Annotated in this window: 24 protein-coding genes; 14 read left to right on the top strand and 10 right to left on the bottom strand. The window is 58.4% G+C overall.

All coding sequences use genetic code 11. The annotated features are described in order from the left end of the window. Positions 1 to 2: 2 nt before the first annotated feature. The 4 genes from FCS96_RS17435 to FCS96_RS17420 form a co-directional block, all read right to left on the bottom strand. Positions 3 to 926 (bottom strand): carbon-nitrogen hydrolase, encoded by a 924-nt coding sequence (locus FCS96_RS17435; protein ID WP_138441644.1) that lies wholly within the window; start codon positions 924 to 926, stop codon positions 3 to 5. Then, positions 923 to 1,957: an agmatine deiminase family protein gene (locus tag FCS96_RS17430; RefSeq protein ID WP_138441830.1), complete on the bottom strand. Its 1,035-nt coding sequence runs from the start codon at positions 1,955 to 1,957 to the stop codon at positions 923 to 925. Before FCS96_RS17430 ends, FCS96_RS17435 begins: the two co-directional genes overlap by 4 nt. A 132-nt stretch (positions 1,958 to 2,089) precedes the next feature. Further along, complete coding sequence (locus tag FCS96_RS17425; RefSeq protein ID WP_138441643.1) at positions 2,090 to 2,389, bottom strand: outer membrane protein assembly factor BamE; 300 nt, start codon at positions 2,387 to 2,389, stop codon at positions 2,090 to 2,092. A gap of 108 nt (positions 2,390 to 2,497) precedes the next feature. Next, entirely contained in the window at positions 2,498 to 3,085 is a 588-nt protein-coding gene (locus FCS96_RS17420) for a PilZ domain-containing protein (protein ID WP_138441642.1), read from the bottom strand. Positions 3,086 to 3,227: 142 nt separating this feature from the next. On the opposite strand from FCS96_RS17420, the gene FCS96_RS17415 reads away from it, so the two are divergent. Further along, complete coding sequence (locus FCS96_RS17415; RefSeq protein ID WP_138441641.1) at positions 3,228 to 4,469, top strand: lipoprotein-releasing ABC transporter permease subunit; 1,242 nt, start codon at positions 3,228 to 3,230, stop codon at positions 4,467 to 4,469. Positions 4,470 to 4,482: 13 nt separating this feature from the next. Beyond that, a complete protein-coding gene (locus tag FCS96_RS17410; RefSeq protein ID WP_138441829.1) occupies positions 4,483 to 5,172 on the top strand; it encodes an ABC transporter ATP-binding protein in 690 nt (229 codons plus the stop codon). On the opposite strand, the gene FCS96_RS17405 is transcribed toward FCS96_RS17410, so the two are convergent. Next, positions 5,160 to 5,705 carry a DUF2062 domain-containing protein gene (locus FCS96_RS17405; protein ID WP_138441640.1) on the bottom strand — a complete coding sequence of 182 codons (546 nt, stop codon included), beginning with the start codon at positions 5,703 to 5,705 and terminating at the stop codon, positions 5,160 to 5,162. The genes FCS96_RS17410 and FCS96_RS17405 overlap by 13 nt on opposite strands. A gap of 44 nt (positions 5,706 to 5,749) precedes the next feature. Here FCS96_RS17405 and FCS96_RS17400 point away from each other — a divergent pair, with 44 nt between their 5' ends. From FCS96_RS17400 to murB, 9 genes are all read left to right on the top strand, one after another. Beyond that, the gene (locus FCS96_RS17400) at positions 5,750 to 8,233 is read left to right on the top strand and encodes a DNA internalization-related competence protein ComEC/Rec2 (protein WP_138441639.1); all 2,484 of its coding nucleotides are present in this window, start codon (positions 5,750 to 5,752) and stop codon (positions 8,231 to 8,233) included. Positions 8,234 to 8,305: 72 nt separating this feature from the next. After that, complete coding sequence (locus tag FCS96_RS17395; protein WP_138441638.1) at positions 8,306 to 8,932, top strand: MotA/TolQ/ExbB proton channel family protein; 627 nt, start codon at positions 8,306 to 8,308, stop codon at positions 8,930 to 8,932. A 5-nt stretch (positions 8,933 to 8,937) separates the two neighbouring features. Then, complete coding sequence (locus FCS96_RS17390; protein ID WP_138441637.1) at positions 8,938 to 9,363, top strand: ExbD/TolR family protein; 426 nt, start codon at positions 8,938 to 8,940, stop codon at positions 9,361 to 9,363. Further along, positions 9,360 to 11,141, top strand: coding sequence for a lipid A export permease/ATP-binding protein MsbA (msbA, locus tag FCS96_RS17385; RefSeq protein ID WP_138441636.1), 1,782 nt, complete (start codon positions 9,360 to 9,362; stop codon positions 11,139 to 11,141). Before FCS96_RS17390 ends, msbA begins: the two co-directional genes overlap by 4 nt. After that, positions 11,138 to 12,166: a tetraacyldisaccharide 4'-kinase gene (lpxK, locus tag FCS96_RS17380; RefSeq protein WP_138441635.1), complete on the top strand. Its 1,029-nt coding sequence runs from the start codon at positions 11,138 to 11,140 to the stop codon at positions 12,164 to 12,166. The genes msbA and lpxK overlap by 4 nt, the downstream gene beginning before the upstream one ends. A 16-nt stretch (positions 12,167 to 12,182) precedes the next feature. Beyond that, positions 12,183 to 12,371, top strand: coding sequence for a Trm112 family protein (locus FCS96_RS17375; protein ID WP_041338173.1), 189 nt, complete (start codon positions 12,183 to 12,185; stop codon positions 12,369 to 12,371). Positions 12,372 to 12,397: 26 nt separating this feature from the next. Beyond that, positions 12,398 to 13,183 (top strand): 3-deoxy-manno-octulosonate cytidylyltransferase, encoded by a 786-nt coding sequence (gene kdsB, locus FCS96_RS17370; protein ID WP_138441634.1) that lies wholly within the window; start codon positions 12,398 to 12,400, stop codon positions 13,181 to 13,183. After that, complete coding sequence (locus tag FCS96_RS17365) at positions 13,183 to 13,662, top strand: low molecular weight protein-tyrosine-phosphatase (RefSeq protein WP_138441633.1); 480 nt, start codon at positions 13,183 to 13,185, stop codon at positions 13,660 to 13,662. Before kdsB ends, FCS96_RS17365 begins: the two co-directional genes overlap by 1 nt. Positions 13,663 to 13,664: 2 nt before the next feature. Then, positions 13,665 to 14,684 carry a UDP-N-acetylmuramate dehydrogenase gene (murB, locus tag FCS96_RS17360; protein ID WP_138441828.1) on the top strand — a complete coding sequence of 340 codons (1,020 nt, stop codon included), beginning with the start codon at positions 13,665 to 13,667 and terminating at the stop codon, positions 14,682 to 14,684. Between the two features lie 122 nt (positions 14,685 to 14,806). Here murB and FCS96_RS17355 read toward each other — a convergent pair whose 3' ends face one another. Both FCS96_RS17355 and FCS96_RS17350 read right to left on the bottom strand, forming a co-directional pair. Then, positions 14,807 to 16,540 carry a proline--tRNA ligase gene (locus FCS96_RS17355; RefSeq protein WP_138441632.1) on the bottom strand — a complete coding sequence of 578 codons (1,734 nt, stop codon included), beginning with the start codon at positions 16,538 to 16,540 and terminating at the stop codon, positions 14,807 to 14,809. A 215-nt stretch (positions 16,541 to 16,755) separates the two neighbouring features. Next, entirely contained in the window at positions 16,756 to 17,253 is a 498-nt protein-coding gene (locus FCS96_RS17350) for an Lrp/AsnC family transcriptional regulator (protein ID WP_138441631.1), read from the bottom strand. A 146-nt stretch (positions 17,254 to 17,399) separates the two neighbouring features. On the opposite strand from FCS96_RS17350, the gene leuA reads away from it, so the two are divergent. After that, a complete protein-coding gene (leuA, locus tag FCS96_RS17345) occupies positions 17,400 to 19,094 on the top strand; it encodes a 2-isopropylmalate synthase (protein ID WP_138441630.1) in 1,695 nt (564 codons plus the stop codon). Between the two features lie 117 nt (positions 19,095 to 19,211). On the opposite strand, the gene FCS96_RS17340 is transcribed toward leuA, so the two are convergent. The 3 genes from FCS96_RS17340 to xseA all read right to left on the bottom strand — a co-directional run bounded on the left by FCS96_RS17340 (position 19,212) and on the right by xseA (position 23,098). Beyond that, a complete protein-coding gene (locus FCS96_RS17340; protein WP_008169155.1) occupies positions 19,212 to 19,421 on the bottom strand; it encodes a cold-shock protein in 210 nt (69 codons plus the stop codon). A gap of 313 nt (positions 19,422 to 19,734) precedes the next feature. Continuing rightward, positions 19,735 to 21,609: a propionyl-CoA synthetase gene (locus tag FCS96_RS17335; RefSeq protein ID WP_138441629.1), complete on the bottom strand. Its 1,875-nt coding sequence runs from the start codon at positions 21,607 to 21,609 to the stop codon at positions 19,735 to 19,737. Between the two features lie 109 nt (positions 21,610 to 21,718). Next, on the bottom strand, positions 21,719 to 23,098 hold the full coding sequence (gene xseA, locus FCS96_RS17330) for an exodeoxyribonuclease VII large subunit (protein ID WP_138441628.1): 1,380 nt from the start codon (positions 23,096 to 23,098) through the stop codon (positions 21,719 to 21,721). 192 nt (positions 23,099 to 23,290) lie between these two features. On the opposite strand from xseA, the gene guaB reads away from it, so the two are divergent. After that, a complete protein-coding gene (gene guaB, locus FCS96_RS17325; protein WP_138441627.1) occupies positions 23,291 to 24,754 on the top strand; it encodes an IMP dehydrogenase in 1,464 nt (487 codons plus the stop codon). A gap of 64 nt (positions 24,755 to 24,818) precedes the next feature. Next, positions 24,819 to 26,396, top strand: a complete 1,578-nt coding sequence (gene guaA / locus FCS96_RS17320) for a glutamine-hydrolyzing GMP synthase (protein ID WP_138441626.1) — start codon at positions 24,819 to 24,821, stop codon at positions 26,394 to 26,396. The last annotated feature ends 15 nt before the right edge of the window (positions 26,397 to 26,411 follow it).

The raw sequence follows: 26,411 nt of genomic DNA, 5'->3' as shown, positions 1-26,411 counted from the left end.
GGTCAGTCCCTTACGCGCTTGAGGATGTCGCTGTAGGCATCGATGCGACGGTCTCTCAGATACGGCCAGATGCGGCGGACCGATTCACTTCTGGTTCGGTCGATGGTGACACTCAGAATGCATTCACTGGATTCGTCGGCGCGGGCGAGGAATTCGCCCTGGGGGCCGCAAATAAAGCTGTTACCCCAAAAGCGGATGCCATCCGATTGGCCAGAGGGATCCGGCTCGGTTCCGACCCGGTTAGGGGCAACTACGGGCAGGTTGTTAGCAACCGCGTGGCCTCGCTGCACTGTTACCCAGGCTTCAAGCTGGCGCGCCTGCTCGTCCGGATCGTCGGTTACATCCCAGCCAATAGCCGTGGGATAGATGAGGATTTCGGCGCCGGCCAGCGCCATCAGGCGAGCCGCCTCGGGATACCATTGGTCCCAGCAGACCAGCACGCCGAGTTTGCCAACAGAGGTCTCAATTGGGGTGAAGCCGCTGCGACCATCGTTGAATTCGGCATCGCCCGGGGTGAAGTAGAACTTCTCGTAAAAACCCGGGTCGTCCGGTATGTGCATCTTTCGGTACAGGCCTGCCAGTGAGCCGTCGGATTCAAACACCACGGCGGTGTTGTGGTAGACACCGTTCATCCGTCGCTCGAAGATGGAGCCGACCAGCACCACACCGAGTTCCTTCGCCAGGCTGGACAGGCGCTCGCTGGTAGGGCCAGGAATGGATTCCGCCAGCTCGAATACATCGGTGTCTTCGGTTTGGCAGAAATAGAGCGTGGCGTGAAGCTCTTGCAGCACGACAAGACTGGCGCCATTGGCGACGGCTTCGCGCACCAGTTTTTCCGTGGTGGCCAGACTTGCCGCCTTATCGGAGCTGCATGCCTGCTGGACAGCGGCCAGTTTCAATAGTTGACTGTCGCGACGGCTGTTCATGGGGCGACAACTCCTTCGGGAATTTGCATGGTGACGCAATGTAGGCTGCCATGCTGCAGAACCAGTGCCCGGCAATTAATGGGCACGATTTCCCGATCCGGGAACAGGTCCGCCATGATGCTTGCGGCCTGTTCATCCTGAGGCGTGCCATAGATGGGCAGCAGAACGGCGCCATTGATGATCAGAAAGTTTGCGTAGGTCGCCGGAAGCCGCGTGCCTTCGTCGTCATAAATCGGATCGGGCAGAGGCAGAGCGGTTAGCTGATACGGCGAACCGTCGCGCTTGCGAAATTCCCGAAGCTCTTCGGCCATGGCTGACAAGGCACCATAGTGTTCGTCATCCGGGTTGTCGCAGGCCACGTAACAGATACGGTCTGGGCTGCAGAATCGTGCCAGGGTATCGATGTGGCTATCGGTATCGTCGCCTGCGAGGAAGCCATGATTGAGCCAGAGCACTCGATCGGCACCCAGCACCTCAGACAACAGATGTTCGATAGCGGCGCGATCGTGGGCCGGATTCCGGGTTGGCGTCAGCAGGCATTCACTGGTGGTAAGCACCGTGCCTTCGCCATCGGATTCAATGGAGCCGCCCTCCAAAACGAAATCGACGGCCTCAAGGGGCGTGGCCCCAAAGGCGCCGGCATTGGCAAGGTGTCGATTGAGGGCGTCGTCTTTCTCCCAGGGGAACTTCCCGCCCCAGGCGTTAAAACGAAAGTCCAGCAAGGTCAGGCCGTCATTCTTCTGAACGGCGAGCGGGCCATGGTCTCTGGCCCAAGTATCGTTTGCCGGCGCAGGAACGCACACGACCCGACCGGGCAGGCCCTGTTCACGGGCATAGCGATTCAGTGTCCGCTCCAGTTCCTGGACTCGAACCACATGTTCACAGCTGATCAGCAGATGCTCGAAGCGCAGCACTGCTTCGGCAATAGCTATGAAGACGGGTTCAACCTGTTCGAGGACATCGGCCCAATCCGTTCCTGGATGCGGCCAGGTCAGCATTACTGCACTTTGCGGAGCCCATTCCGCGGGCATCACACGTCTGAATGTCACGTTACTGCCACCTTAAATCGTAAAAGCCGCCATTCTAACCAAAACAGGCGTAAAAACATCAGGGCCAATGCCGGCAATTGCTTGCCCGCAGAGGTTGTCCGACTCTAACAGAATTCAGCGCTTGGGCTTGAGTACTGAATGCAGTACGCGATTATCTTCGAAGTAGACGATGAAGTCCTGATAGTGCCATTGGCTGATAGGTGGCTCACCGACCGGTCCCCGGATTTCCATGGGAGCACCCCAGGCGGCGCGAACAGAGGTCTGGCTCATGCCGGTTTTGGGAGTGCTGATGCTTGCCCTGTCCGTCTGCGAACCTACGGGGATGGTGATCTGCTCGGCAACCACGCTGCTCGACGGCGCCAGAATAAAGGCCGACAGAGCCAGTACGCTCAGCATCATGTTGCTTTTCTTCATTGACTGTTCTCCATTACGGCCTGATTTGCCTGAAAAATGTTATCGGAACGATGTGGATAAAGCGTAATGTCTTTCTTGATCGGGGAAAAGTCATAAACCTGCTGCAGTTTATTCTTTTTTGCGTTGGCGAATTTGCCAGCGCATCACATGCCGCGCGATTTGCTGTCGGTCGCTGTCCTGGATGTGTACGAATTGACTGTGGATGCGCACGCCGCCTGCGTTGTCAGGGTGAGTATGGATAATCTCGGCAATGGCTCGGGGCTGAAAAAGTTCCGGGGGCAGAGTCATCCGGACCTTAAGCAGATCTCCGGTCTTGAAGGTATCCGGGGCGGTGGAAAAGGCAAGTCCGCCCTCGCTGAGCGTAACTTCCTGCCAGTCTTCCGGTTGCAACGGATTTTGCTCAAAGGCCATAATGCGCGCGAGCGTATCCAGCTTGCCATTCAGGGACTTAATCAGACCTGTGAGCAGGCGGTCCCGCTCGGCGAGGCTGGCAAGCTGGGACCTGACGTCCTGATCCAGTCGCCGGTACTCGGCTTTCAGGCTTTCCAGGTGATCGTCGCCAAACGCTTTTTCGTCAGGGTTGGCCATCGGCGAGAGTTTTCGGATTTCGAGGCCGATCCTGTCCTCGATTCGGAAGTAATCTCGACGCTCAAGGCTATGCTCCGCCGGTTCGCTGGGGTTGTTGGGTGATGTCATCCTGACTCCGAAGCGTTCAATTATCATTATTTGAGAACAGTTTAGCAGTTTCCCGATGCACTACTAGATAGATGTACGAACTAGAAGGCGGATGGGAAAACCAGACCACGACAGACCCGCAGGTAGCGACAGGCGCCTCTCCATGTTTAGACCTTTATCGTTTTATATCGGCTTGCGTTACACAGCGGCCAAACGTCGAAATCACTTTATTTCCTTTATATCACTGACCTCCATGATCGGGCTGATGCTGGGGGTGGCGGTGCTGATCATCGTCCTGTCGGTGATGAATGGTTTCGACCGCGAGCTCAAACAACGCATCCTCGGCATGGTTCCCCACGCGGTCATCGAAGGCTCTGGCCCGCTGCAGGACTGGGAATCGATTGATGAGCAGGTTCAGCAGCATCCGAGGGTTCTGGCGGCCGCGCCGTTCATTCAGGGCCAAGGCATGGTGACCGGCGGTGGCAACGTACGCGGCGTGCTGTTGAATGGCGTCCTGCCAGAACAGGAGAAAACCGTTTCGATTATTGAGCACCACATGGTCGATGGCAGTTTGCACGATCTTAAATCCGGTGAGTTTGGCATTATTGTCGGCCGGCTGATGGCTGCCAGCTTGCGTTTGAAGTTGGGAGACAAGGTTACGGTGGTACTGCCCGAGGCCTCGGTGACGCCAGCTGGTGTTTTGCCGCGGCTGAAGCGGTTCACCGTGAAAGGTGTGTTTAGCGTTGGTGCTGAACTCGACGGGAATTACACCCTCATCCACATGGACGATGCCTCCAAACTGATGCGCACCGGTGGCAAGGCGCTTGGTGTCCGTCTGCTGGTGGATGACCTGTTTGCCGCACCCAAGGTGGCGGAGCAGGCCGCCCGCTCGCTGCAGGGGCGGTACTACATCTCCGACTGGACCCGCACCCATGGCAACCTGTTCCAGGCCATTCGCATGGAAAAGACCATGATTGGTTTGCTGCTGATGTTCATCGTTGCGGTTGCTGCGTTCAATATTGTCTCGACCCTGGTCATGGTGGTTACCGATAAAACCGCGGATATCGCGATCCTGAGAACCATGGGCGCCACACCCGGGCGAATTATGCGCATTTTCATCGTTCAGGGCGCCGTGATCGGCGTGTTCGGCACGCTCATCGGTACCACACTCGGGGTCGTCGGCGCGCTCAACATCAGTGCCTTTATCTCCTGGCTGGAGAGCGCGCTGGGGCACCAGTTCCTGAGTGCCGATGTCTACTTCATCAGTTATCTGCCGTCCCAACTGCAATGGCAGGACGTGTTTATCATCAGCGGTGCTGGTCTTGCCATGAGCCTGCTGGCGACGATCTATCCCGCGTGGCGGGCTTCCCGGGTCGATCCGGCGGAGGCCCTTCGTTATGAGTAAGGAAAACGCGAACATGCACCAAACAGCGCCGGTTATCGATTGTCGTCAGGTCACCCGCACTTACAGCGAGGGGCCGGAAAAACTAACGATCTTCTCGGACATTTCGCTGCAGGTGGCGGCTGGCGAGACGGTGGCCATTGTTGGTAGCAGTGGCGCCGGTAAAACCACCTTGCTGAACCTGCTTGGTGGTTTGGATCGACCGTCCTCCGGCCAGATTTCTATCTGTGGGAAAGATATTCACCGGCTGTCGGAAGCCGGGCGGGCCCGGTTCCGCAACCAGCACCTGGGCTTTGTCTATCAGTTCCACCATTTGCTGCCCGAGTTTTCGGCACTGGAAAACGTAATGATGCCGTGCGCGCTTGGCGGCATGGCAGTTAGTGGTGCCAAGCAAAAGGCAGAGCGTTTCCTTACCCAAGTCGGGCTGGCGGAGCGGCTTGCGCACAAACCTGGTGAGTTATCGGGCGGTGAGCGTCAACGCGTAGCCATTGCCCGCGCCCTGGTAAATGAGCCGCAGTGCGTGCTGATGGATGAGCCGACGGGCAACCTCGACGAACATACCGGGGAAGGTGTGCGTAAGTTGATTGAATCGCTTCGCGATGAGCTGGGCATTTCGTTCGTGATGGTTACTCACGACATGAAGATGGCACGTAGCCTGGGCCGGGTTTTGCGTCTGGAACAGGGGCGGCTGGTTCAGGAGGCTTGATCAGCGGCCCGTTGGCGCTTGAGGCGGTCGCCACGGCGTAACCGCCAGTCGGCGCGTATCTTTCTGCGCCATAGGAACTGAATTGTCAGGTAGGCAATGCAGGCAGAAATCGTGGCCACCATCAGCGAGCCCAGGTACAGGGGAATCCCGATATCCAGCAGGCGCTCGCTGATCCAGGACCAGGTCAATTCAAATTGGAAGTTGAGGACCGGCCGATTCAGGACCCAAGCGCCTACCTTATAGTTGAAATAGAAGATTGGGGGCATGGTCACCGGGTTACTGATCCAGACCAGTACCACTGACAGTGGCAGGTTCGAGTTGAACCAGATCGCGAATAGGGCAGCACCAATCATCTGAAAGGGCATGGGGATGAAGCAGAACCAGATGCCTACCAGGAAGGCGCGGGCAACGCTGTGTCGGTTGATGTGCCAGAGGTTGGGTTCATGAAGGATATCGCCAAGAAAGCGTAGCGATTTCATCGCTTGCACCTTCTCTGGTGTTGGCAGATAGCGTTTCATGAACTTCTTCGGCATTGGAAGCTCTGCCTGTCGTTAGCGTGTGAATTCCGGGAGCATGGATGCTGCCGGTGAATCATCAAACCGGAGGACAAGGATTGTCCGGAAACTCAATTACCCGACTCGGGGCCGCGTCTGGGCGCGGTTTAGCGGTCGCGGGCGCATTCGCCTTCTCTTGCGGCGTTATCTTACTGTATTGGTTGTCGATGTTGCCACCTCCTCTATGGATCGTGGCGAGCTTTATTGGAGCTTTTTGCATTGCACTCCGAACCCGGCAGTCTCCACTTCGGCGCATGGCTCTCTTAAGCATGGCCCTGATTATGGGGTTAGCGTGGGCCAGTTGGCACGCAGACCGGCGCCTGACTGAGGGATTGCCTGCGGACATGGAAGGGCAACGGCTGTCGGTTTCCGGCTACGTTTGTGATATTCCTTCGCCCGGGAGCTTTAACAGTCTCCGCTTCAGCTTTTGTGTCACCCGCTGGCACGAGCGCACGCATTCCTCGAATCAAACCGTCAAACTACCACAGCTTCTGCGCCTTGCCTGGTACGGAAAATCCGAACGCCGATTGCCATCACACCGCCTGAGACTTGAACTGGTCCTGAAGCGTCCCCACGGCACGTTGAACGATGCTGGATTCCGCTACGAAGACTGGCTGTTTCGCAAGGGCTACCGAGCGACCGGTACGGTCCGGAACGCGGTTGCCGATCATACTGTGGACTGCGGTCTAAAGTGCCGATACCACGAGGCGCACGGCTGGATTGCTGGTTGGGTTGAGCGACGGTTTGCCAGCGCCGAGCACCGGTCCTTGATCAGTTCCTTGCTGGTCGGTGATCGGGGCCATCTGACACCTTCCCACTGGCAGGTATTGCAGGCCACCGGCACTATCCACCTGGTGGCCATCTCCGGTTTGCATCTGGGGCTGATTGCCCTCGGCGCCGGATTCCTGGTGCGCAGGTTCCTGCTTGTATTGCCGCTGACCTGGATTGGAGAAGTTGCACAGCGTCGCTGTCTCTTTTCCGCGGTGATGACCTGTTGTCTGGTCTATGCCCTGATGGCGGGATTCACAGTTCCAACTCAAAGGGCACTGCTGATGGTATTGGTGGGCGGTTGGTCGTTGTTGTTCGCACGCCAGCTTCCGGCTTGGCAGGCATGGGTCTGGGCGTTGGCAGCGGTGCTTTTGCTGGACCCTTTTGCGCCGTTGGATCAGGGTTTCTGGCTGTCGTTTGGCGCGGTTGCTGTTCTGATCTGGGTCTTCGCGGCGGGGCTTAGGCCTCCGGGATGGCTGAGGACACTACTGCTGGCTCAGGGTGCATTGTTTGCCGGGCTCTGGCCACTGCTTCAGGTGTACGGGCAGGATCAGCCCTTGATCGGTGGACTGGCCAATTTGTTGGCTATCCCTTGGGTTTCGCTGGTGGTCATGCCCGGTCTGATTGCCGGTGCCCTGGCTGTGGCGATCTTGCCTGCCGGTTCGGAGGCGGTGGTTCAGTTCTGTGACGTATTAATGGGAACACTCTGGGCTGTGCTGGCGCGGCTGGCGGAATTTCCGTCGCCGGCCATTGAGGTCGGTCAGTGGGAGGTTATTGGGCTGGCGGGACTGGTTCTGTTGCTGGTGAAAGTGCCTATGCCTGGAGGTGGCGCCTGTGCGGGTTTGTTGTTCATGGTTTGGCTGGCAATGGGGCAATCACCGACATCGCAGCGGCCCAATACCCACCTGTTTGAACCAGAGGTAACAGTTTGGGATGTCGGGCAGGGCCTGGCGGTACTGGTGCGGCATCAGGGCCGGGTATTTCTGTACGATACCGGCCCGAGCGTGCCGGGTGTGTTCTCGGCCGTCGAATCGACCTTACTGCCTAACCTGAAAGCACTGGGTGTGCATCGTATTGATACCCTGGTGATCAGCCATGCCGACAGCGATCATTCTGGTGGTCTGGCAACGCTGGCCGGGTCCATTGAGATAGGAAAGCTGGTGACCGGTGAGGTGTTGGCCGTTCGGGAAAAACTGGGCCAAGAATCCGACCTTGTCGTCCAGTCCTGCGCGGTGGCGGAGGAAGAGTTGGGAGGCCTGCGCATTCATTATTGGCAGGCTGGTGGATCGCGCACCGGCAATGATGCTTCCTGCGTGGTGCGGATCGAGCATCCGCCATCCCGCACCGAATGGCTGTTGCCCGGCGATATCAGCGCCGCAACCGAGGCACATTATCTGTCACATCTGCGCGGGCATGGCGCCTTGGCGGCGGACGTGTCGCGGCTGGTGGTTGCGCCCCACCATGGCAGCAAGACATCCTCCTCGCCCCAGTGGGTGACAGCGCTGACTCCGGAAGTCGTGATCTACTCCGCTGGTTACCGGCACCGATACAGGCACCCTCACAGTAGCGTAACCGCCCGCTATCGTGATCTCGGAGTAAGCGCGTTCAGTACTGCCTGCTCCGGAATGCTGGTGGCAGCCGTTGAAGATAACCACCTGACCATTAAAGAGAAGCGACTGGACGCACCGTTCTGGATTGGGGCACCAGGACAGGCCCGGGATGAATGTGCGATACCGTGACATAACGGGTGTGGCCTGCCACGGCAGCTATGCTAAAGTAGCGCGGCTTGTAAACTATCAGGGAGACCGAGCGTGTTCGAGCTGTTAAAAGCCGGTGGCATTTTGATGGTGCCAATTGTTGCGTGTTCCATTCTGGCCCTTGCCATCATTCTGGAGCGTTTCTGGACCTTGCGTGCATCCAGGGTGGCACCATCCCAGACCCTCAATGAGCTTTGGCGCTGGATCAAGAAAAAAGAACTCAATGGCCGCAAGCTGAAGGCGCTCCAAGGATCTTCTCCCATGGGCCGCGTTTTGGCGGGTGGTCTGCTCAATGCCAAACATGGTCGCGAGATCATGAAAGAGAGCATTGAACATGAAGCCAGTCAGGTGATTCACGACCTCGAACGGTTCCTGAACCCGCTGGGTACCGTTGCCACCATTACACCGCTGCTTGGTCTTTTGGGCACCGTGATCGGCATGATCAAGGTGTTTGCCGAGATTCAGCTGGCCGGTGTCGGCAATGCCGGCAATCTTGCGGGAGGTATCTCGGAGGCCCTGATTACCACGGCAGCCGGTCTGAGTGTTGCGATTCCGGCCCTGATTGCCCATCGCTATTTCATTCGTCGTGTCGACGAGCTGGTGGTCAGCATGGAACAAGAAGCCATCAAGCTGGTTGAGGTTGTGCACGGAGACCGCGAAATCGACGTGGAAGGAGCCTGAACGCCGTGAAGTTCAAGCGCCAGAGAAGTCAGGAAGTCGCGGTCGACCTGACACCACTGATCGATGTGGTGTTCCTGCTGCTGATTTTTTTTATGGTCTCAACCACCTTCACCCGCGAAAGCCATCTTCAGGTGGAGCTGCCTGAGGCCAGCGGAGAGCCGGTGTCGCCTTCAGAGGTTCGCCAGATTGATGTGGTGATCAACGCTGAGGGCCAATACCTGCTCAATGACCAGGCCCTGGTCAACAACCGCCGCGAGACCCTTGAACGGGGTGTGAAAGAGCTGGCAGCAGGCGACAAAACACTGCCGTTCATTATTACCGCCGATGCCCGCACTCCCCACGAGTTTGTAGTGCGCGCCATGGACGTCGCCGGTCGTCTCGGCTTTGCCAAACTGAGTATCACCACTGAGCGGGAGTCGGAGACACCATGAGCAGTCCAGACCCGCTCCCGGCCCAAGGTTCCGCTGCCCAACCTTCTGGCAGCTGGGAAACCTACAAACGCCTGCTCGTCTACGTAAGACCTTTCTGGCTGGCGTTTTCTCTCGCCGTGGTTGGTAACGTCATTTATGCGGCGGCATCCACCGGCATGGCCGCCGCCATGGAATATGTGATTGCTGCCATCGAAAACCCGACCGAAGGCAATCGGATTATGCTCACGCTGTTGATCGTGGGGGTGTTTGCCTTCCGTGGTGTGGGTACGTTCATGAGCCAGTACTTCATCGGTTACGTTGGCCGCCACGTCATCAACGTGCTGCGAAACGACGTCTTCGACCGCCTGCTGTCCCTGCCGTCCCGTTACTTTGATGACAACGCGGCCGGTCGACTGGTGTCCAAGCTGACCTTCAACGTGGAACAGGTGGCGGAGGCGACCACCAACGCGGTCACCATCACGCTCCGGGAAGGGCTGACCATCATTGGCCTGCTGTGCTTCATGCTCTACACCAACTGGGTGCTCACGCTGATCTTTCTTGCAGTGGGCCCGGTCATTGGTGCTGTGGTGAGTTATGCCAGCAAGCGCTTCCGCCGGATCAGCAAGCGCATCCAGGGCTCCATGGGCGACATCACCCATGTGGCATCCGAATCCATTGCCGGTTACCGGGTGGTCCGAACCTTTGGTGGCGAAGACTACGAGCAGCAGCGGTTCCGTGAGGTCAACGACCGCAACCTCACCCAGAGTCTGAAGATGGCCTCGACCCAGGCCATCAGTGTGCCGGTGATTCAGGTGTTGGTGGCCATCGCCATTGCCGCGCTGGTGTGGACCATGCTGGCGCCGGAGATTCGGGGTGGCATGACCACAGGCCAGCTGGTCGCTTTCATTACTGCCGCGACCACCATGGCGAAGCCGATCCGCCAGGTGACCTCGGTGCACGCCAAGATCCAGAAAGGGCTTGCTGCCGCCTACGATGTGTTCGAAACCATGGACGAGCAGCCGGAGCAGGATCCAGGCACCTATGCGCCGTCACGGGTGGAGGGCAACATCCGCTTCGAGGACGTGTCGTTCCGTTACCGGGATCAGCTCGACAATGTACTCGAAGGTATCTCGCTCGACATTCCAGCCGGCCAGAGTGTTGCCCTGGTTGGCCGCTCCGGCAGCGGCAAGTCGACCCTGGTCAGCCTGCTGCCACGATTTTACGAGTACACCGGTGGCGATATCCTGATCGACGACCACTCACTGCGGGACTATTCCCTGAAGGCTTTGCGCTCACAAATTGCGTTGGTAACCCAGAACGTTGTGCTGTTCAACGACACCATCGCCGCCAACATCGCCTACGGTGCCTTGCGGGATTGCAGTCGTGAGGAGATCCGGGAGGCAGCGGCCAAGGCCCATGCGCTCGAGTTTATCGACCGGATGCCCGAGGGGCTGGACACCCGGATTGGTGACAACGGCGTGATGCTTTCGGGCGGTCAGCGCCAGCGGTTGGCCATTGCCCGGGCGCTGCTCAAGAACGCGCCAATTCTTATTCTGGATGAGGCCACCTCGGCGCTGGATACCGAGTCTGAGCGTCATATTCAGGAAGCGTTGGAAACGGTTATGAAAGGCCGGACCACACTGGTTATCGCGCACCGTTTGTCCACCATCGAGAGCGCCGATCGAATCCTGGTGATGGAGAACGGGCGGATTGCTGAATCCGGGCGACACGACGAGCTGCTGGCAACCGGTGGCGCCTACGCCCAGCTGCATCAGATGCAATTCAGCGAATCGGTATGAGCTCGCTGATTGACCGGCTCTGGTATGGCAAGTCCCGCCCGTTGTGGCCCCTGGCTCCGCTGAGTTGGCTGTTCCAGGCGGTCGCCGCCTCCCGACGCCGTAAGGCCTGGGAGGCGAGAAATGAGACGCTGCCTGTACCGGTCGTGGTGGTGGGTAATATCACCGCTGGCGGTACCGGAAAGTCCCCCCTGACCGCCTGGCTGGTAGCCGAACTGCGGTCAGCGGGATGGCGCCCGGTGATCATCAGCCGCGGTTATGGCGGCAAGTCCCCGCACTATCCGGCACTGGTCAGTGCCGACAGCAACCCCTCCGAAATGGGCGATGAGCCCGTGATGCTTGCGCAAGCAACCGGTGTGCCGGTGGTGGTCGATCCGGTTCGCCGCCGAGGTGCGCTTTGGGCGCTGGATCAGGAACTGGGTGATATCCTCGTGTGCGACGATGGCCTTCAGCACTACGCCTTGCCGAGGGATGTGGAGCTGGCGGTTTTTGACGGTGCCCGTGGTGTTGGCAATGGCGCAGTGATCCCAGTTGGGCCATTACGTGAGCCGGTTTCGCGCCTCTCATCAGTGGATTTTGTCGTGGTGAATGGTGGCGAGTTCGAAGCGGGCCAGCATCTCGACGCCTTCGACGATATCGAGCATTCGGAAATTCATACCATGGCACTTGAGCCGTCGACCCTGGTTAACCTGAAAACCGGTCAGGCCCGGCCAGTCACAGACCTGCAGGGGCAGACCGTACGTGCGGTAGCGGGAATCGGCAATCCCGGCCGGTTTTTCGATACACTAAGGAACTTGGGCGCCAAGGTCACCGAGGCACCTTTTTCGGACCATCACAGCTTCAAGGCCAGCGACCTGACTGCAGAGGCCGGCCAGTGGGTGGTGATGACGGCCAAGGATGCGGTGAAGTGCCGGTCGTTTGCTCCAGACAACGCCTGGGTTTTTTCCGTACAGGCCAGTTTGTCGGATGAATTTTCACGTTCGGTGATCGCCCGAATCGGGCAGAGTGCCGAACAGCTAATCTCTTAACCCTGGGTGGGACATCATGGATAAAAAACTGCTGGCAATGCTGGCGTGCCCGGTCTGCAAGGGCGATCTTAAACTCAATGAGGCTAGAACCGAGCTGGTTTGCTACCAGGACGCCATGGCGTTCCCCGTTCGCGAGGGGATACCGGTCATGCTGTCCAGTGAAGCCCGCACGCTCACTACCGACGAACGCCTCGATAAACGCTAAGTCACCGCTTCAGGATACGTCTGCTCATGTCTTTCTCTGTGGTTATCCCGGCCCGTTATGCCTCCAGCCGTTTGCCCGGCAAGCCGTTGGCGGACATCGTGGGCAAGCCGATGATTCAACACGTCTACGAACGGGCGCTGGCGAGCCGTGCTGATCGGGTGGTGGTGGCCACCGATGATGGCCGTATTCGCGAAGCCTGCGAGCGCTTTGGCGCCGATGTTGTGATGACGTCTCCGGATCATGCCAGTGGCACTGACCGGCTGGCAGAAGTGGCGCGAAAGCTGGAGCTGGACGGCGATCACCGGGTGGTCAATGTGCAGGGTGATGAGCCGCTGATTCCACCGGTGTTGATCAATCAGGTGGCGGACAATCTGGAATTCTATCCCGACGCTGCGATCGCCACCCTGTGCGAGCGCATTCACGACGTTGATCAACTGATCAACCCCAACGCCGTGAAAGTTGTGTTTGATCACCAGGGCATGGCCCATTATTTCAGCCGGGCGCCGATTCCGTGGCCCCGGGATGCCTGGATGGACGGCGGCCCACTCAATGGTGACGATGTGCCCCTGCCTCCCGGTGTTGACTATTTCCGTCACATTGGCATTTACGGCTACCGGGCTCATGTCCTGGAACAGTTCGTGAACTGGGCGCCGGCGCCCACCGAAAGGGCGGAGTCCCTGGAGCAGTTGCGGGCTTTGTACAACGGTGCCCGCATCCACGTGGACGTCGCCGCTGAACAGCCACCCGCCGGCGTTGATACCGATGCCGACCTGGAGCGCATCCGGGAATGGCTGGCGACGAGGAGCGTGTAATGTCGAAGCAAGTGAGTGTGCTGTTTGTCTGCCTGGGTAACATCTGCCGTTCTCCCAGCGCCGAAGGCGTGTTTCGCGCATTGGTGCAGAAATCGGGTCTTGAGGACTCGATCAAGATCGATTCCTGTGGCACTGGCCATTGGCATATTGGCAAGGCGCCCGATTCCAGGGCGACTCAGGCTGCCCGCAAGCGCGGCATCGATATCAACAATCTGAGAGCCCGTCAGTTCGTGGCGGAGGACCTTGATGGTTTTGATTATGTGTTGGTGATGGATCAGCAGAATCTGGCTGATGTCACCGATATCTGGCGCCAGAGTGGCGGCACCCGGCCGGAGCTGTTCCTAGGCTACGGACGGTCCCGTCACCGGGAAGTCCCTGACCCTTATTATGGTGGCCCGGACGGCTTCGAGTTCGTGCTGGACCTGATCCACGAGGCAGGTGAAGGCCTGCTGGCCGATATCAGGGAGCGTCTGGCTTGAGCCTGAGCACGCAACCCATGGAGTATGTCGAGCTGTCCGAGCGCAACACCTTGCGCGTGGCAGCCGTTGCTCGTTACTACCTTGAGGTTCGGGATGCCGAGGAACTTTCCGACGCCCTGGCCTGGGCCGAGCGCCAGGAGCTTCGCACCCTGATTCTGGGTGGCGGTAGTAACCTGGTGTTTGACGGCGATTTCGACGGTCTGGTGGTGCGCGTGGCCATGCGCGGTCGGCGCTGGGAGCAGGCTTCGGATCAGGAAGCCACGTTGGTGCTTGGCGCCGGAGAAAACTGGCACGAGGCCGTTCTGTACGCTGCCGGCGCCGGTTACCGGGGCATTGAAAACCTGGCCCTGATTCCGGGCACAGCGGGGGCGGCGCCAGTACAGAACATCGGAGCGTACGGGGTGGAGTTGTGTGACACCCTGGTGTCTGTGACGGCGCTGGATCGCCAGAGTGGTAACCTTGTCACCCTGCGGCGTGAGGCCTGTGAATTTGCCTACCGGGACAGTCTGTTCAAGCGCAGTCCGGGGCGTTACGTCATTACCGAGATCCGGCTCAGGCTGTCTCGCAGCAAACCCTTGCAGCTGGGCTACCGGGATCTGGAGGAGTACCTGGCTGAGACCTCAGCCTCGGAATTGACGGTCATGGATGTTGCCACCGCGGTGATGGCGATCCGTCGTCGCAAACTTCCCGACCCGGAAATGATTCCCAACGCCGGCAGCTTCTTCAAGAACCCCGTGGTGCCATCCGCCGACTATCAGAGCTTGCTAGTACGCTATCCTGATATTGTCGGCTATGCCCAGAGCTCCACCGTCAAGCTTGCGGCGGCCTGGCTCATTGACCAGTGCGGCTGGAAGGGATTCCGGAATCAGAGTGTTGGCGTTCACAATCGCCAGGCGCTTGTGCTGATCAACCACTCCGGCGGTACCGGACGGGATATCTTGGAGCTGGCCGCCAAGATACGGGCATCGGTGCAGGATAAGTTTGGGGTCGAGCTGGAAATGGAGCCAGGGGTCGTCAGCTGATCCGCCTACTGGCGAATCTGTCGTGCGTTCTTCGAAGGTTGAGAAACGTAGGGACGTGCGATTAGGAGAATAACAGGGCAGACCGTAAGGGTCTGCCCTGTTGCGTTCTGAGGCTGTCGGATTCAGAGCCCTTTACGCGGAGACGCATTGATCAGGAAAGGCAGCGCTTCCTCGATCGGAAGATCCTGCTTTTCGGCGTCCCGACGGCCCTTGTATTCCAGTGTCCCGGCGGCCAGACCGCGATCGGAAACCACGAACCGGTGCGGAATACCGATCAGTTCCATATCGGCAAACTTCACGCCTGGGCGCTCATTCCGGTCGTCCAGCAAGACGTCATAGCCAGCCTGGCGCAGCTGTTCATAAAGCTTGTCGCCGGCTTCCGCGACTGTGGCTGACTTGTGGGCGTTCAGGGTGACGATAGCAACCTGGAACGGGGCGATGGCGTCAGGCCAGATGATGCCTTTGTCATCGTGATTCTGTTCGATGGAGGCGGCGACAATGCGTGAAACGCCGATGCCATAGCAGCCCATATCAAGTACCGCGCTCTTGCCATTTTCATCCAGCACCGTGGCGTTCATGGCGCTGCTGTATTTGTTGCCGAGCTTGAAGATGTGGCCCACTTCGATGCCTCGGCGAATCTCCAGGTGGCCCTTGCCATCCGGGCTCGGATCGCCTTCAACCACGTTGCGAAGGTCTTCAATTCGGGCCAGTGGTACATCCCGCTCCCAGTTCACACCGGTCAGGTGGAAATCATCCTTGTTAGCGCCACAGATAAAATCGGCCAGGTGGGCGGCGCTGCGGTCCGCGATCACCGGCACCGAAAGGTTCACGGGGCCGATGGAGCCGGGCTTGCAGCCGATTGCCGCCTCGATCTCTTCATCGGTTGCCATGGTCAGAGGTTCCGCGATGCCAGCCAGGTTCTCCGCCTTGATCTCGTTCAGGGTGTGGTCGCCGCGAAGGATCAGGGCGACAAGACCGCTGTTGCCGTCCTCATCCGGCTCGGATTTAACCAGCAGGGTTTTAACCGTGCGAGTGGCGTCCACATTCAGGAATTCAGCGATGGCATCAATGGTGCGTTGTCCCGGTGTCGAGACTTCCTTCAGTTCTTCGCTGGGTGCGGCGCGCTCTCCAGCCGGCGCTACCGCTTCCGCCTTTTCGATGTTGGCGGCGTAGCTGCTGTCAGAACTGAACACGATGGCGTCTTCGCCAGAGGAGGCCAATACGTGGAATTCGTGCGATGCGCTGCCACCGATGGCGCCGGAATCGGCCTGAACCGGGCGATAGTCAAGGCCCAGGCGATCGAAAATCGCGCAATAAGCCCGATGCATTTCCTGGTAGGTTTCATCCAGCGACTCGGCATTCAAATGGAAGGAGTAGGCATCCTTCATGATAAATTCCCGGGCCCGCATCACGCCGAATCGTGGCCGACGTTCGTCACGGAACTTGGTCTGGATCTGGTAGAAGTTCGCCGGCAGTTCCTTGTAGCTTTTCAGCTCGTTGCGAATCAGGTCGGTAATGACCTCTTCGTGGGTCGGGCCGAAGCAGAAGTCGCGCCCGTGCCGGTCCTGCATCCGCAGCAGCTCGCCGCCGTACTGGGTCCAGCGGCCGGATTCCTGCCAAAGCTCTGACGGCTGCACGGCCGGCATCAGCACTTCCTGACCGCCGCTCTTGTCCATTTCCTCACGAACAATCCGCTCAACCTTGCGCAGGGTTCGCAGGCCCATCGGCAGCCAGGTGTATAGGCCGGCAGCAAGCTTCCGGATCATGCCGGCACGGAGCATGAGCTGATGGCTGATGATCTCGGCGTCTGCCGGTGTCTCTTTCTGGGTTGCAATCAGGTAACGGCTTGCTCGCATCGTGTCTTCCGTTTGGTTCCAATCAGGGATTATCAGGCGTTTGAGGCCGCGGTCGGCCAGCGGTCGCCTGAGAAGGTGTCAAAGAGTATTAAGTGCCGGATATTGTACGGAGCCTCCGTCTCAAGGTACAGATGTCTCGGGGTACAGACAGTCACCGCCGAAACCGATGGTGTTGCCCCGGAATTTGTCCGGAGGTTCCACTTAGGCTCAAAGCCTCAGGCCAGGTAGCCCAAGGGCAGGGCGGTGGAGTCCAATACGCGCCTGAGGACGAAGCTGGAGTGCACGCCGCTGACCCCTTGAATGCGGGTGATCCGGTTCAGCAGGAAATGGTGGTAGTGATCCATGTCTGGCACAACGACTTTCAGCATGTAATCCGCATCCTGCCCGGTGATCAGGTAGCACTCCTGCACTTCCGGATAAGCCGACACCTGTTCTTCGAAAGCGGAAAATCGCTCCGGGGTGTGGCGGTCCATGCCGATCAGGATGATGGCAGTGAGCGACAGTCCCAATTTCTTGTGGTCCAAAATGGTGACGGTGCGGACGATGACTCCGGCCTCTTCCAGTGCCCGGACCCGGCGCAGACAGGGAGAGGGGGACAGCCCCACTTTATCGGCCAGCTCCTGGTTGGTCAGGGCTCCGTTCTTCTGAACCTGCTCCAGGATGTTTCGGTCGGTTTTGTCTATTTTGACAAGCGTGGTGATTTTTTCCGGCATAGTATTGCTCATTATTAAACTTTAATAGTGGAATATAGCCAAAAATAGCTATATCGAGCGTAATTAGCAATCACGTGCCCGGAGATCGGCGTTACACTAGCCGACACTGCATGATGTTTCACCGGCAACCGCAAGGATTGATTAAAATGGCTTTTGATTATCGTAAATACGCTGCGTTCAAGCCCGTCAGGAAGACCGATCGGCGTTGGCCTGACCAAGTTATCGAGAAAGCACCCACATGGTGTGCCGTCGATCTTCGGGACGGTAATCAGGCGCTGGTCAAGCCGATGACCGTTGCGCAAAAGCAGAGGCTGTTTGATCTGTTGGTGAAACTGGGCTTCAAGGAGATCGAAATCGGTTTTCCCTCAGCAAGCCAACCCGATTTCGATTTTTGCCGGAAACTGATTGATGAAGGCCGGATTCCCGACGACGTCAAGATTCAGGTGCTGACCCAGGCTCGCCCTGAATTGATTGAGCGCACCTACGAAGCACTCAAAGGCGTCAAGCAGGCGATTGTCCATGTCTACAACTCCACTTCGACGGTGCAGCGGGAGCAGGTGTTTGGGCTCGACCGGGCCGGCATTCGCGAGATCGCGGTAAAGGGCGCGATCCAGGTTCGGGATTTGGCAGCGAAGGCGCCGGAAACCGAATGGACCTTCCAGTATTCGCCAGAGAGTTTCACCGGCACGGAGCTGGATTTTGCCGCCGAGGTGGTGGATGCCGTGACCGAGGTATGGCGTCCGGACCAGGGGCAGCCGGTTATTATCAACCTGCCGGCGACTGTGGAAATGGCCACGCCGAACGTCTTTGCCGACCAGATTGAATGGATTTGCGACAATATCCAGCGTCGCGAGCATTTGAGCATCAGTGTCCACACCCATAACGACCGGGGCTGTGCCGTGGCAGCTGCCGAACTGGCGGTGATGGCCGGTGCTGATCGGGTCGAAGGTACCTTGATGGGGAACGGTGAGCGGACCGGCAATATGGATCTGGTCACCATGGCCATGAACCTCTATTCCCAGGGCGTCGACCCGACCCTGGATCTGTCCGGCATGTCTGAAATTACCGAGGTGGTTGAAGCCTGCACTGAAATTTCCACCCATCCTCGTCATCCGTACGCCGGAGAACTGGTGTTTACGGCGTTCTCGGGCAGTCATCAGGATGCGATTCGCAAGTGCCTGGCCCGGCGCACCGAAGGCGAGGCCTGGAATGTCGCCTACCTTCCTATCGATCCCTTCGACGTCGGTCGCCGTTATGAGGAAGTGGTGCGCATCAACAGTCAGTCTGGTAAGGGCGGTGTGGCCTATGTGCTTGAGCGGGACTACAACATCAGCCTGCCGCGCTGGCTGCAGATTGAATTCAGTAAGACGGTGCAGCGAGAGGCGGAAACCAATGGTGGTGAAATCGATTCGCTGACCATCCACCGGTTGTTCGAAGAGCGCTATCTGAAGGTGCACCAAGATTGGGAACTGCGCGGCTATGACTTGCACCGGGATGCCAATGGCGTCCGTGCTGACGTGACCGTGGGTGCCGAAGTGGAACCGGTTACGCTTCAAGGGCATGGGCTGGGTGCAGTTGAAGCCGTCTCAGACGCTCTGGAGCAACGTTTCGGGATTGCCATTGCGGTTGAGGCTTATGACGAATTTGCCCTGGGCGAGGGCACTAATGCCAATGCGCTGGCCTGTATCCGCCTGATGGTCAACGAAACTCATTGCAGCGCCGCCGCCCTGGCTGAAGATACGACATCGGCGACGCTGCAGGCGCTGTTCTCTGCGGTTGCCCAGGTGGTCGGAGCGTCCAGAACGGCAAAACAGTCGGATGGGGAGGCGGTTGAGGTCTGAAGGCTGGGGTCTAAGGTCTGAGGAAAACAACCGAGCCAGAACGCATTAAGCCGGCACAGGATGCCGGCTTAATGATTTCCCTTTGCCCGTGAGGGGCAGAGGGCGGAAGCAGTAACCTTAGACCGGGGTTACGTTTTCCGCCTGGGGACCTTTCGGGCCCTGAGTAACGGTAAACTGCACCTGCTGGCCTTCGGTCAGGGTGCGGAAGCCGCTTGCGTTGATTGCACTGTAGTGAACAAACACGTCACTGCCGCCATCCTGAGCGATAAAGCCAAAGCCTTTGGACTCGTTGAACCACTTTACGTGGCCGGTTTTAGTATCGGACATTGATCTTTCCTGTCTTTCTGTAATTTGCCCTCACGGGACCTTCATATTCCGTTTGGAATCGACGCTGAGAAATCCAGAGAGTACTGAGGAAGGAGCAACGAAGAGCACTTGAGCAGGACGTTGTAACGCATTCACCAAATACCGCTGTATTTTCACAGCAATTTCAGTATAGACCGAGTTTGGGGGGCGTCAACGCTTTTTTTGCCCTGTTTTTATGGTCTTTACTGGTTTAAAAACAGGTGGTTGGCCAGAAGCGGACATAGGGATACTCCGGGCCTTTGGTCAAGGCCCGGAGGTTTTGTCGGGTGCCGGATCAGCCGCGGAACTGCGTGCTGATCTCGTCCAGAATCGCGGGGTCGTCGATGGTGCTTGGCACTGTGTACGCTTCGCCGTCGGCAATCTGTCGGATTACCCGTCGCAATATCTTTCCGGAACGGGTCTTGGGCAGCCGCTCAACCACCATGGCTCTGCGGAAGCAGGCAATGGCACCGATCTTGTCCCGAACCATCTCAATCAGCTCGTCCTCAAGCTCATCGTGCTCAATGGTTGCACCGTCTTTGATCAGCACCAGCCCCACCGGTATCTGACCTTTCATATCATCGTGAGCGCCAACGACGCAGCATTCGGCAACGGCAGGGTGCGAGGCAACTACTTCTTCCATTTCGCCCGTGGACAGCCGGTGACCGGCCACGTTGATGACGTCATCGGTGCGGCCCATGACAAAGACATACCCGTCTTCGTCGACAAACCCGCCGTCGCCGGAGCTGTAGAAGCCGGGTATGGGTGCCAGGTAGCTTTTGTGGAACCGTTCGTCGTCACCCCAGACCGTTTGCAGGCAGCCCGGGGGTAGCGGCAGCTTGACGGCTATCTGGCCTTGTTCACCCGCGGGCATTTGCGTGCCGTTCAGATCGACAATCTGCACGTCGAAGCCTGGTGAGGGTACGGTGGCCGAGCCCGGCTTGGTGAGCATCATTTCGATGCCCACCGGATTACAGCAGATTGCCCAGCCGGTTTCGGTTTGCCACCAGTGATCAAGAATGGGCAAGTTGGTGTGTTCACGGAGCCAGTCGTAGGTGGGCGGGTCCAGCCGTTCGCCAGCCAGGAAGATGCGTTTCAATGAGCTGATATCGTAATGGCCCAGCTGGTCGGCCTCGGGGTCTTCCTTTCGCACCGCCCGGAACGCGGTCGGTGCGGTGAACAGCAGATTCACCTGATGATCCTGAACCACCCGCCAGAACGCACCGGCATCCGGGGTTTTCACCGGTTTGCCTTCGTACAGAATGGTGGTGCAGCCTGCGAACAGGGGGGCATAGACGATGTAGCTGTGTCCCACCACCCAGCCGACATCCGAGGCAGCCCAGTAAACGTCCCCAGGGTTGGCATCGTAAACCAGCTTCATACTGTATTTCAGGGCGACAGCGTGGCCGCCATTATCCCTGACCACGCCCTTCGGCTTACCGGTAGTGCCCGAGGTGTAAAGGATGTACAGCGGATCGGTGGACTTCACCGGTACCGGCGGCTCCGGCTGGGCCTTGGCCATGAGTTGGGTCCAGTCCGAGTCCCGTCCGGGCTGTAACTGAGCTTTTGCCTCAGGGCGTTGGTACACGATGCAGTGTTCTGGCTTGTGAGCCGCCTGTTCAATGGCCTTGTCGACCAGGGGCTTGTACTCGATCACCCGATTGATTTCGATGCCGCAGGACGCGGTGATCACCGCCTTGGGTGCCGCGTCGTCAATCCGTACAGCCAGCTCATGGGCGGCAAAGCCACCAAAAACAACGCAATGGACTGCGCCGATGCGGGCACACCCCAGCATGGCAATCACCGTCTCAGGAATCATCGGCATGTAAATGACGACCCGATCGCCTTTTTCGACGCCCTGATTCTTAAGCACGCCGGCGAATCTGGCCACTGAGTCGGTCAGCTCGTTATAGGAAAGGGTTCTTTGGGTGTTGGTGACCGGAGAGTCGTAAATCAGCGCGGTCTGATCGCCACGTCCGGCCCGGATATTGGCGTCCAGGGCTACATCGGAGCTGTTCAGGATACCGTCAGGAAACCACTGGCCATGGCCGTTATCGGTTGGTGTCCAGACGGTTGCGGGGGGCTGGATCCATTCAATCTGTTCCGCCTGCTCGCGCCAGAAGTCTTCCCGCCGGTGAATCGACCGGCGAAATTCTGAGTGGTAGTCCATGCATTCCACCTCACTGGGCCTATTGTTGTTTTATTGACTGACTTAACAACTCTAGGCCGTTTGAAATCATGGACTAGTAGACCATTGGCTTAGTCGCTATCTGCGGTGGTTATTCTGTTGGCAACTCCACGCTGGTGACGTCGGCGGCAATCTCGCCCCGAGCCGTCCGGGCGCTGATGCGGTCACCGGGAGTGAGGCCTGAGGCGTCGCGAACAATGTTGCCGTCGGCATCGCGCACAATGGCGTAACCGCGTCCGAGGGTGGCCAGGGGGCTGACAACGTTGAGTGTCTGGGCGATATGCTCAAATTGATCCTGGCGCTGCTTCAGTTGCACCTGGATGGCCGAATTCAATTGCTCCGCTACGCGCCTCAAGGTGTTCTGGCTATCTGCAAGTCGGCGACCCGGTGAATGCGTCATCAGCCGCTGGCCCAGGTTTTCATTCCGAACGGACAGCCGCTCGAGCCGCTGACTCATGGTCTGCACCAGGCGCAGCTCCAGATCATCCATCCGTTGGGCTTTTTCGAGCAGCTCGCGCCGCGGATCCCTTAGCCGTGCACCCAGGTGTTCAAGTTCGGTGCCGAACCGCGTTAATGTCCGCCGTGCGGCGTTCGCCAGCCGGAGCTCGCGTTCGTTGAGCTGACGTAGCCAGTCCCGCTGGTCCGGAGAGATTTTTTCGGCTGCGGCAGATGGGGTTGGGGCCCGCAGGTCGGCAACGAAATCGGCGATGGTGACGTCGACTTCGTGGCCTACGGCGCTGACCGTTGGGATTGGGCAGTTGGCAATAGCGCGCGCCACCACTTCTTCGTTAAAGCACCAGAGGTCCTCGAGGGAGCCGCCGCCCCGGCCAATGATCAGCACATCGGCCACGCCGTGGCTCTGCGCTCGTTCAATTGCCTGAACGATGTCGCCGGTTGCGGCCTTGCCCTGAACTGCAGTCGGGTAGAGCGTCACAGGAATAGCGGGGCAACGTCGGGCCAGTACCGTCAGGATGTCGTGGATGGCCGCGCCGGTCGGTGAGGTGACGACGCCGATGTGCCGGGGCGTGGTTGGAAGCGGTTTCTTTCTGGCGGTGTCGAACAGGCCCTCGCCCTGCAACTTGCGTTTCAGTTCTTCGTAGGCCTGCTGGAGTTCCCCCAGCCCTGCTGGCTCCATATGCTCGACAATGATCTGAAAATCACCACGGTTCTCATACAAGGTGACCTTGCCGCGAATCCGGATCTGGTCGCCTTCCTTCGGTATGGCTCGAATGCGCTGGTTAAAACCCCGGAACATTGCGCAGCGCACCTGGCATTTGCGATCTTTCAGGGAAAAGTACCAGTGGCCCGATGATGGCCGGGACAGGCCTGAGATTTCACCCTCTACCCACACCTGCATAAAGCTGGATTCCAGAAGGTGTCGGGCCTGGTGATTCAGTTCGCTGACACTCAGGGCTTGCGGCCTGGTGTCCTGGAAAGCGGGTGTTGTCCGGGGTGATCGGTAGTCATCCATACGCAATAGCCGAAAATCAGAAGGATAAAAAATTCGAGAATTCAAAAGGATGCAATCGTACCTTAAAAAAGGTGCGGTTTACTGTCTCGGGACGCCCCTTTATAATAGATCGATTAAGGATTTTGCTTTGTTGTGCCGCCGCGGGTACAGCACGTAATCTCCCAACTTAGCATGTTCAAAAGGCGGATCCCAATGCTGCGAATTGCCGAAGAAGCCCTCACGTTTGATGATGTTTTGCTGGTCCCCGGATATTCCGAAGTCCTACCCCACGAAGTCAGTCTGCAAACACAGTTGACCAAGGGGATTACCCTCAATATTCCGCTGCTGTCGTCTGCTATGGACACAGTAACTGATGCCGAACTGGCCATTGCCATGGCTCAGGAAGGCGGTATTGGCATCATGCATAAGAATATGACGGTTGAACAGCAGGCAGCTGCAGTCCGCAAGGTCAAGAAATTCGAAAGCGGAGTGGTCAAGGATCCAATCACCGTTGCTCCGGACACCACGGTTCGGGAGCTGGTCGATATCACCACGGCCAACAGCATTTCCGGTTTGCCAGTGGTTGATGGCAACGATCTGGTCGGAATTGTGACCGGTCGCGACATTCGTTTCGAAAGCCGCATGGATACCCCTGTTCGGGACATCATGACGCCCAAGGATAAGTTGGTAACGGTGAAAGAGGGTGCCAGCCTCGATGACGTTAAAGAGCTGCTCCACCGTCATCGCATCGAGAAGGTGTTGGTTGTTAATGACAACTTTGAACTGCGCGGCCTGATTACCGTCAAGGATATCCAGAAGGCGAAGGACTATCCGCTGGCGTGCAAGGACGACCAAGGTCGTCTGCGTGCCGGGGCAGCGGTGAGCACCGGCGGTGATACGGAAGCCCGAATTTCGGCCCTTGCCGAAGCCGGTGTGGACGTGATTGTCATTGATACCGCCCATGGTCACTCCAGAGGCGTTATCGAGCGGGTTCGCTGGGCTAAACAGAATTTCCCGGGAGTACAGGTCATTGGCGGTAACATCGCCACCTCTGAAGCCGCCCTTGCGTTGGCTGATGCCGGTGCGGATGCGGTTAAAGTGGGTATTGGCCCTGGCTCAATCTGTACAACCAGAATTGTGGCAGGCATTGGCGTGCCCCAGATTTCGGCGGTTTCCAATGTGGCGGCAGCGCTGAAAGACAGAGGTGTTCCGCTGATCGCTGACGGTGGCATCCGATTCTCTGGTGATATTGCCAAAGCCATTGCGGCCGGCGCCCACAGCGTAATGATCGGCAGCCTGCTGGCCGGTACCGATGAAGCACCGGGCGAGGTCGAGTTGTTCCAGGGCCGGAGCTACAAAGCCTATCGCGGCATGGGTTCCATCGGTGCGATGGGGCAGGGCTCCAGTGACCGGTACTTCCAGGACGCCAGCAAGGGTATCGAGAAGCTGGTTCCGGAAGGCATTGAAGGCCGCGTGGCCTGCAAGGGCCCGATGCGCAACATCGTGCATCAGCTTGTCGGAGGCTTGCGCGCTTCCATGGGTTACACCGGCAGTGCCACTATGGAAGAGATGCGCACCAAGCCGGAATTTGTGCGCATTACCAACGCCGGCATGCGGGAGAGTCACGTGCACGATGTGACCATCACCAAAGAAGCGCCCAACTACCGTATCGGTTAATTATTGCCTTATCCAAACGCGGTTCACCCTTGAGCCGCGTTGCTTTTCCTGACCCGAGGACTTCATGGCCCAGAATATTCACGACCACCGCATCCTGATTCTCGATTTCGGTTCCCAGTACACCCAGTTGATTGCGCGTCGAGTGCGGGAAATTGGCGTTTACTGCGAAATCAAAGCGTTCGACATCACCGATGAAGAGCTGGATGACTTCAATCCCAAGGGCATCATCCTGGCTGGCGGTCCGGAATCGGTGACCCAACTGGGTGGGCCTCGTGCGCCTGAGGGTCTTTTTGAGCGGGGCATTCCGGTACTGGGTATCTGCTACGGCATGCAGACCATGGCGGAACAGCTTGGCGGCCGGGTGGCCAGCTCTGAGAAGCGGGAATTTGGCTACGCCCAGGTTAAAGTTCGGGCCGCTGGCCCGCTGCTGCAGGACATCACCGACCACCTGACCGGCACCGGCGACTCCCTGCTGGACGTCTGGATGAGTCACGGTGACAAGGTCGTGGCGATGCCGGAAGGCTTCGAGCTGCTGGCCTCCACCGAAAGTGCGCCAATTGCCGCGATGCAGGACCTGGAGCGAAACCTCTATGGCGTGCAGTTCCACCCGGAAGTCACCCACACCCTGCAGGGTAAGCGCATTCTGGAGCATTTTGTTCACAACATTTCTGGTTGTGAAGCGCTTTGGACACCGGCGAAGATCGTTGACGACGCAGTGCGTCAGATTCGTGAACAGGTCGGAAGCGATAAAGTCCTGCTCGGCCTGTCCGGTGGTGTTGACTCATCGGTAACTGCTGCGCTGCTGCACAAGGCCATCGGCGAGCAGCTCACCTGCGTGTTCGTGGATAACGGGCTGTTGCGCCTGCACGAGGGCGACCAGGTCATGGATATGTTCGCCAGCAACATGGGCGTGAAAGTCATTCGGGTAGATGCCGAAGATCTGTTCCTGTCCAAGCTCAAGGGGGTCGATGATCCCGAGCAAAAGCGCAAGATCATTGGCAACACCTTCATCGATGTGTTCGATGAAGAAGCGACCACCATCAAGGACGTGAACTGGCTGGCCCAGGGCACCATCTATCCGGATGTAATCGAGTCCGCGGCCTCCAAAACTGGCAAAGCCCACGTGATCAAGTCGCACCACAACGTTGGTGGTCTGCCTGAAACCATGAAGCTGAAGCTGGTTGAGCCCCTGCGCGAGCTGTTTAAGGACGAGGTTCGTCGCATCGGTCTGGAGCTTGGCCTGCCATACGATATGGTCTACCGGCACCCGTTCCCGGGACCTGGCCTTGGTGTTCGGATTCTGGGTGAAGTGAAGAAGGAATACGCGGACATTCTGCGCCGGGCCGACGCCATCTTCCTGGAGGAGTTGCACCGGGCAGACCTTTACCACAAGACCAGTCAGGCCTTCGCCGTGTTCCTGCCGGTCAAATCCGTCGGGGTTGTCGGTGATGCCCGTCGCTACGAGTACGTGGTGGCCTTGCGTGCAGTGGAAACCATCGATTTCATGACTGCGCGTTGGGCTCATCTGCCGTATGATTTGCTGGAGACCGTCTCCAACCGCATTATCAACGAGATCTCCGGGGTTTCCCGGGTGACCTACGACGTCTCGTCCAAGCCACCTGCCACCATTGAGTGGGAATAGGCGGGTAGAAATCCT

Source organism: Marinobacter alexandrii (assembly GCF_005871205.1).
GTDB lineage: Bacteria > Pseudomonadota > Gammaproteobacteria > Pseudomonadales > Oleiphilaceae > Marinobacter > Marinobacter alexandrii.
This window is presented reverse-complemented; position numbering and strand designations above follow the sequence as displayed.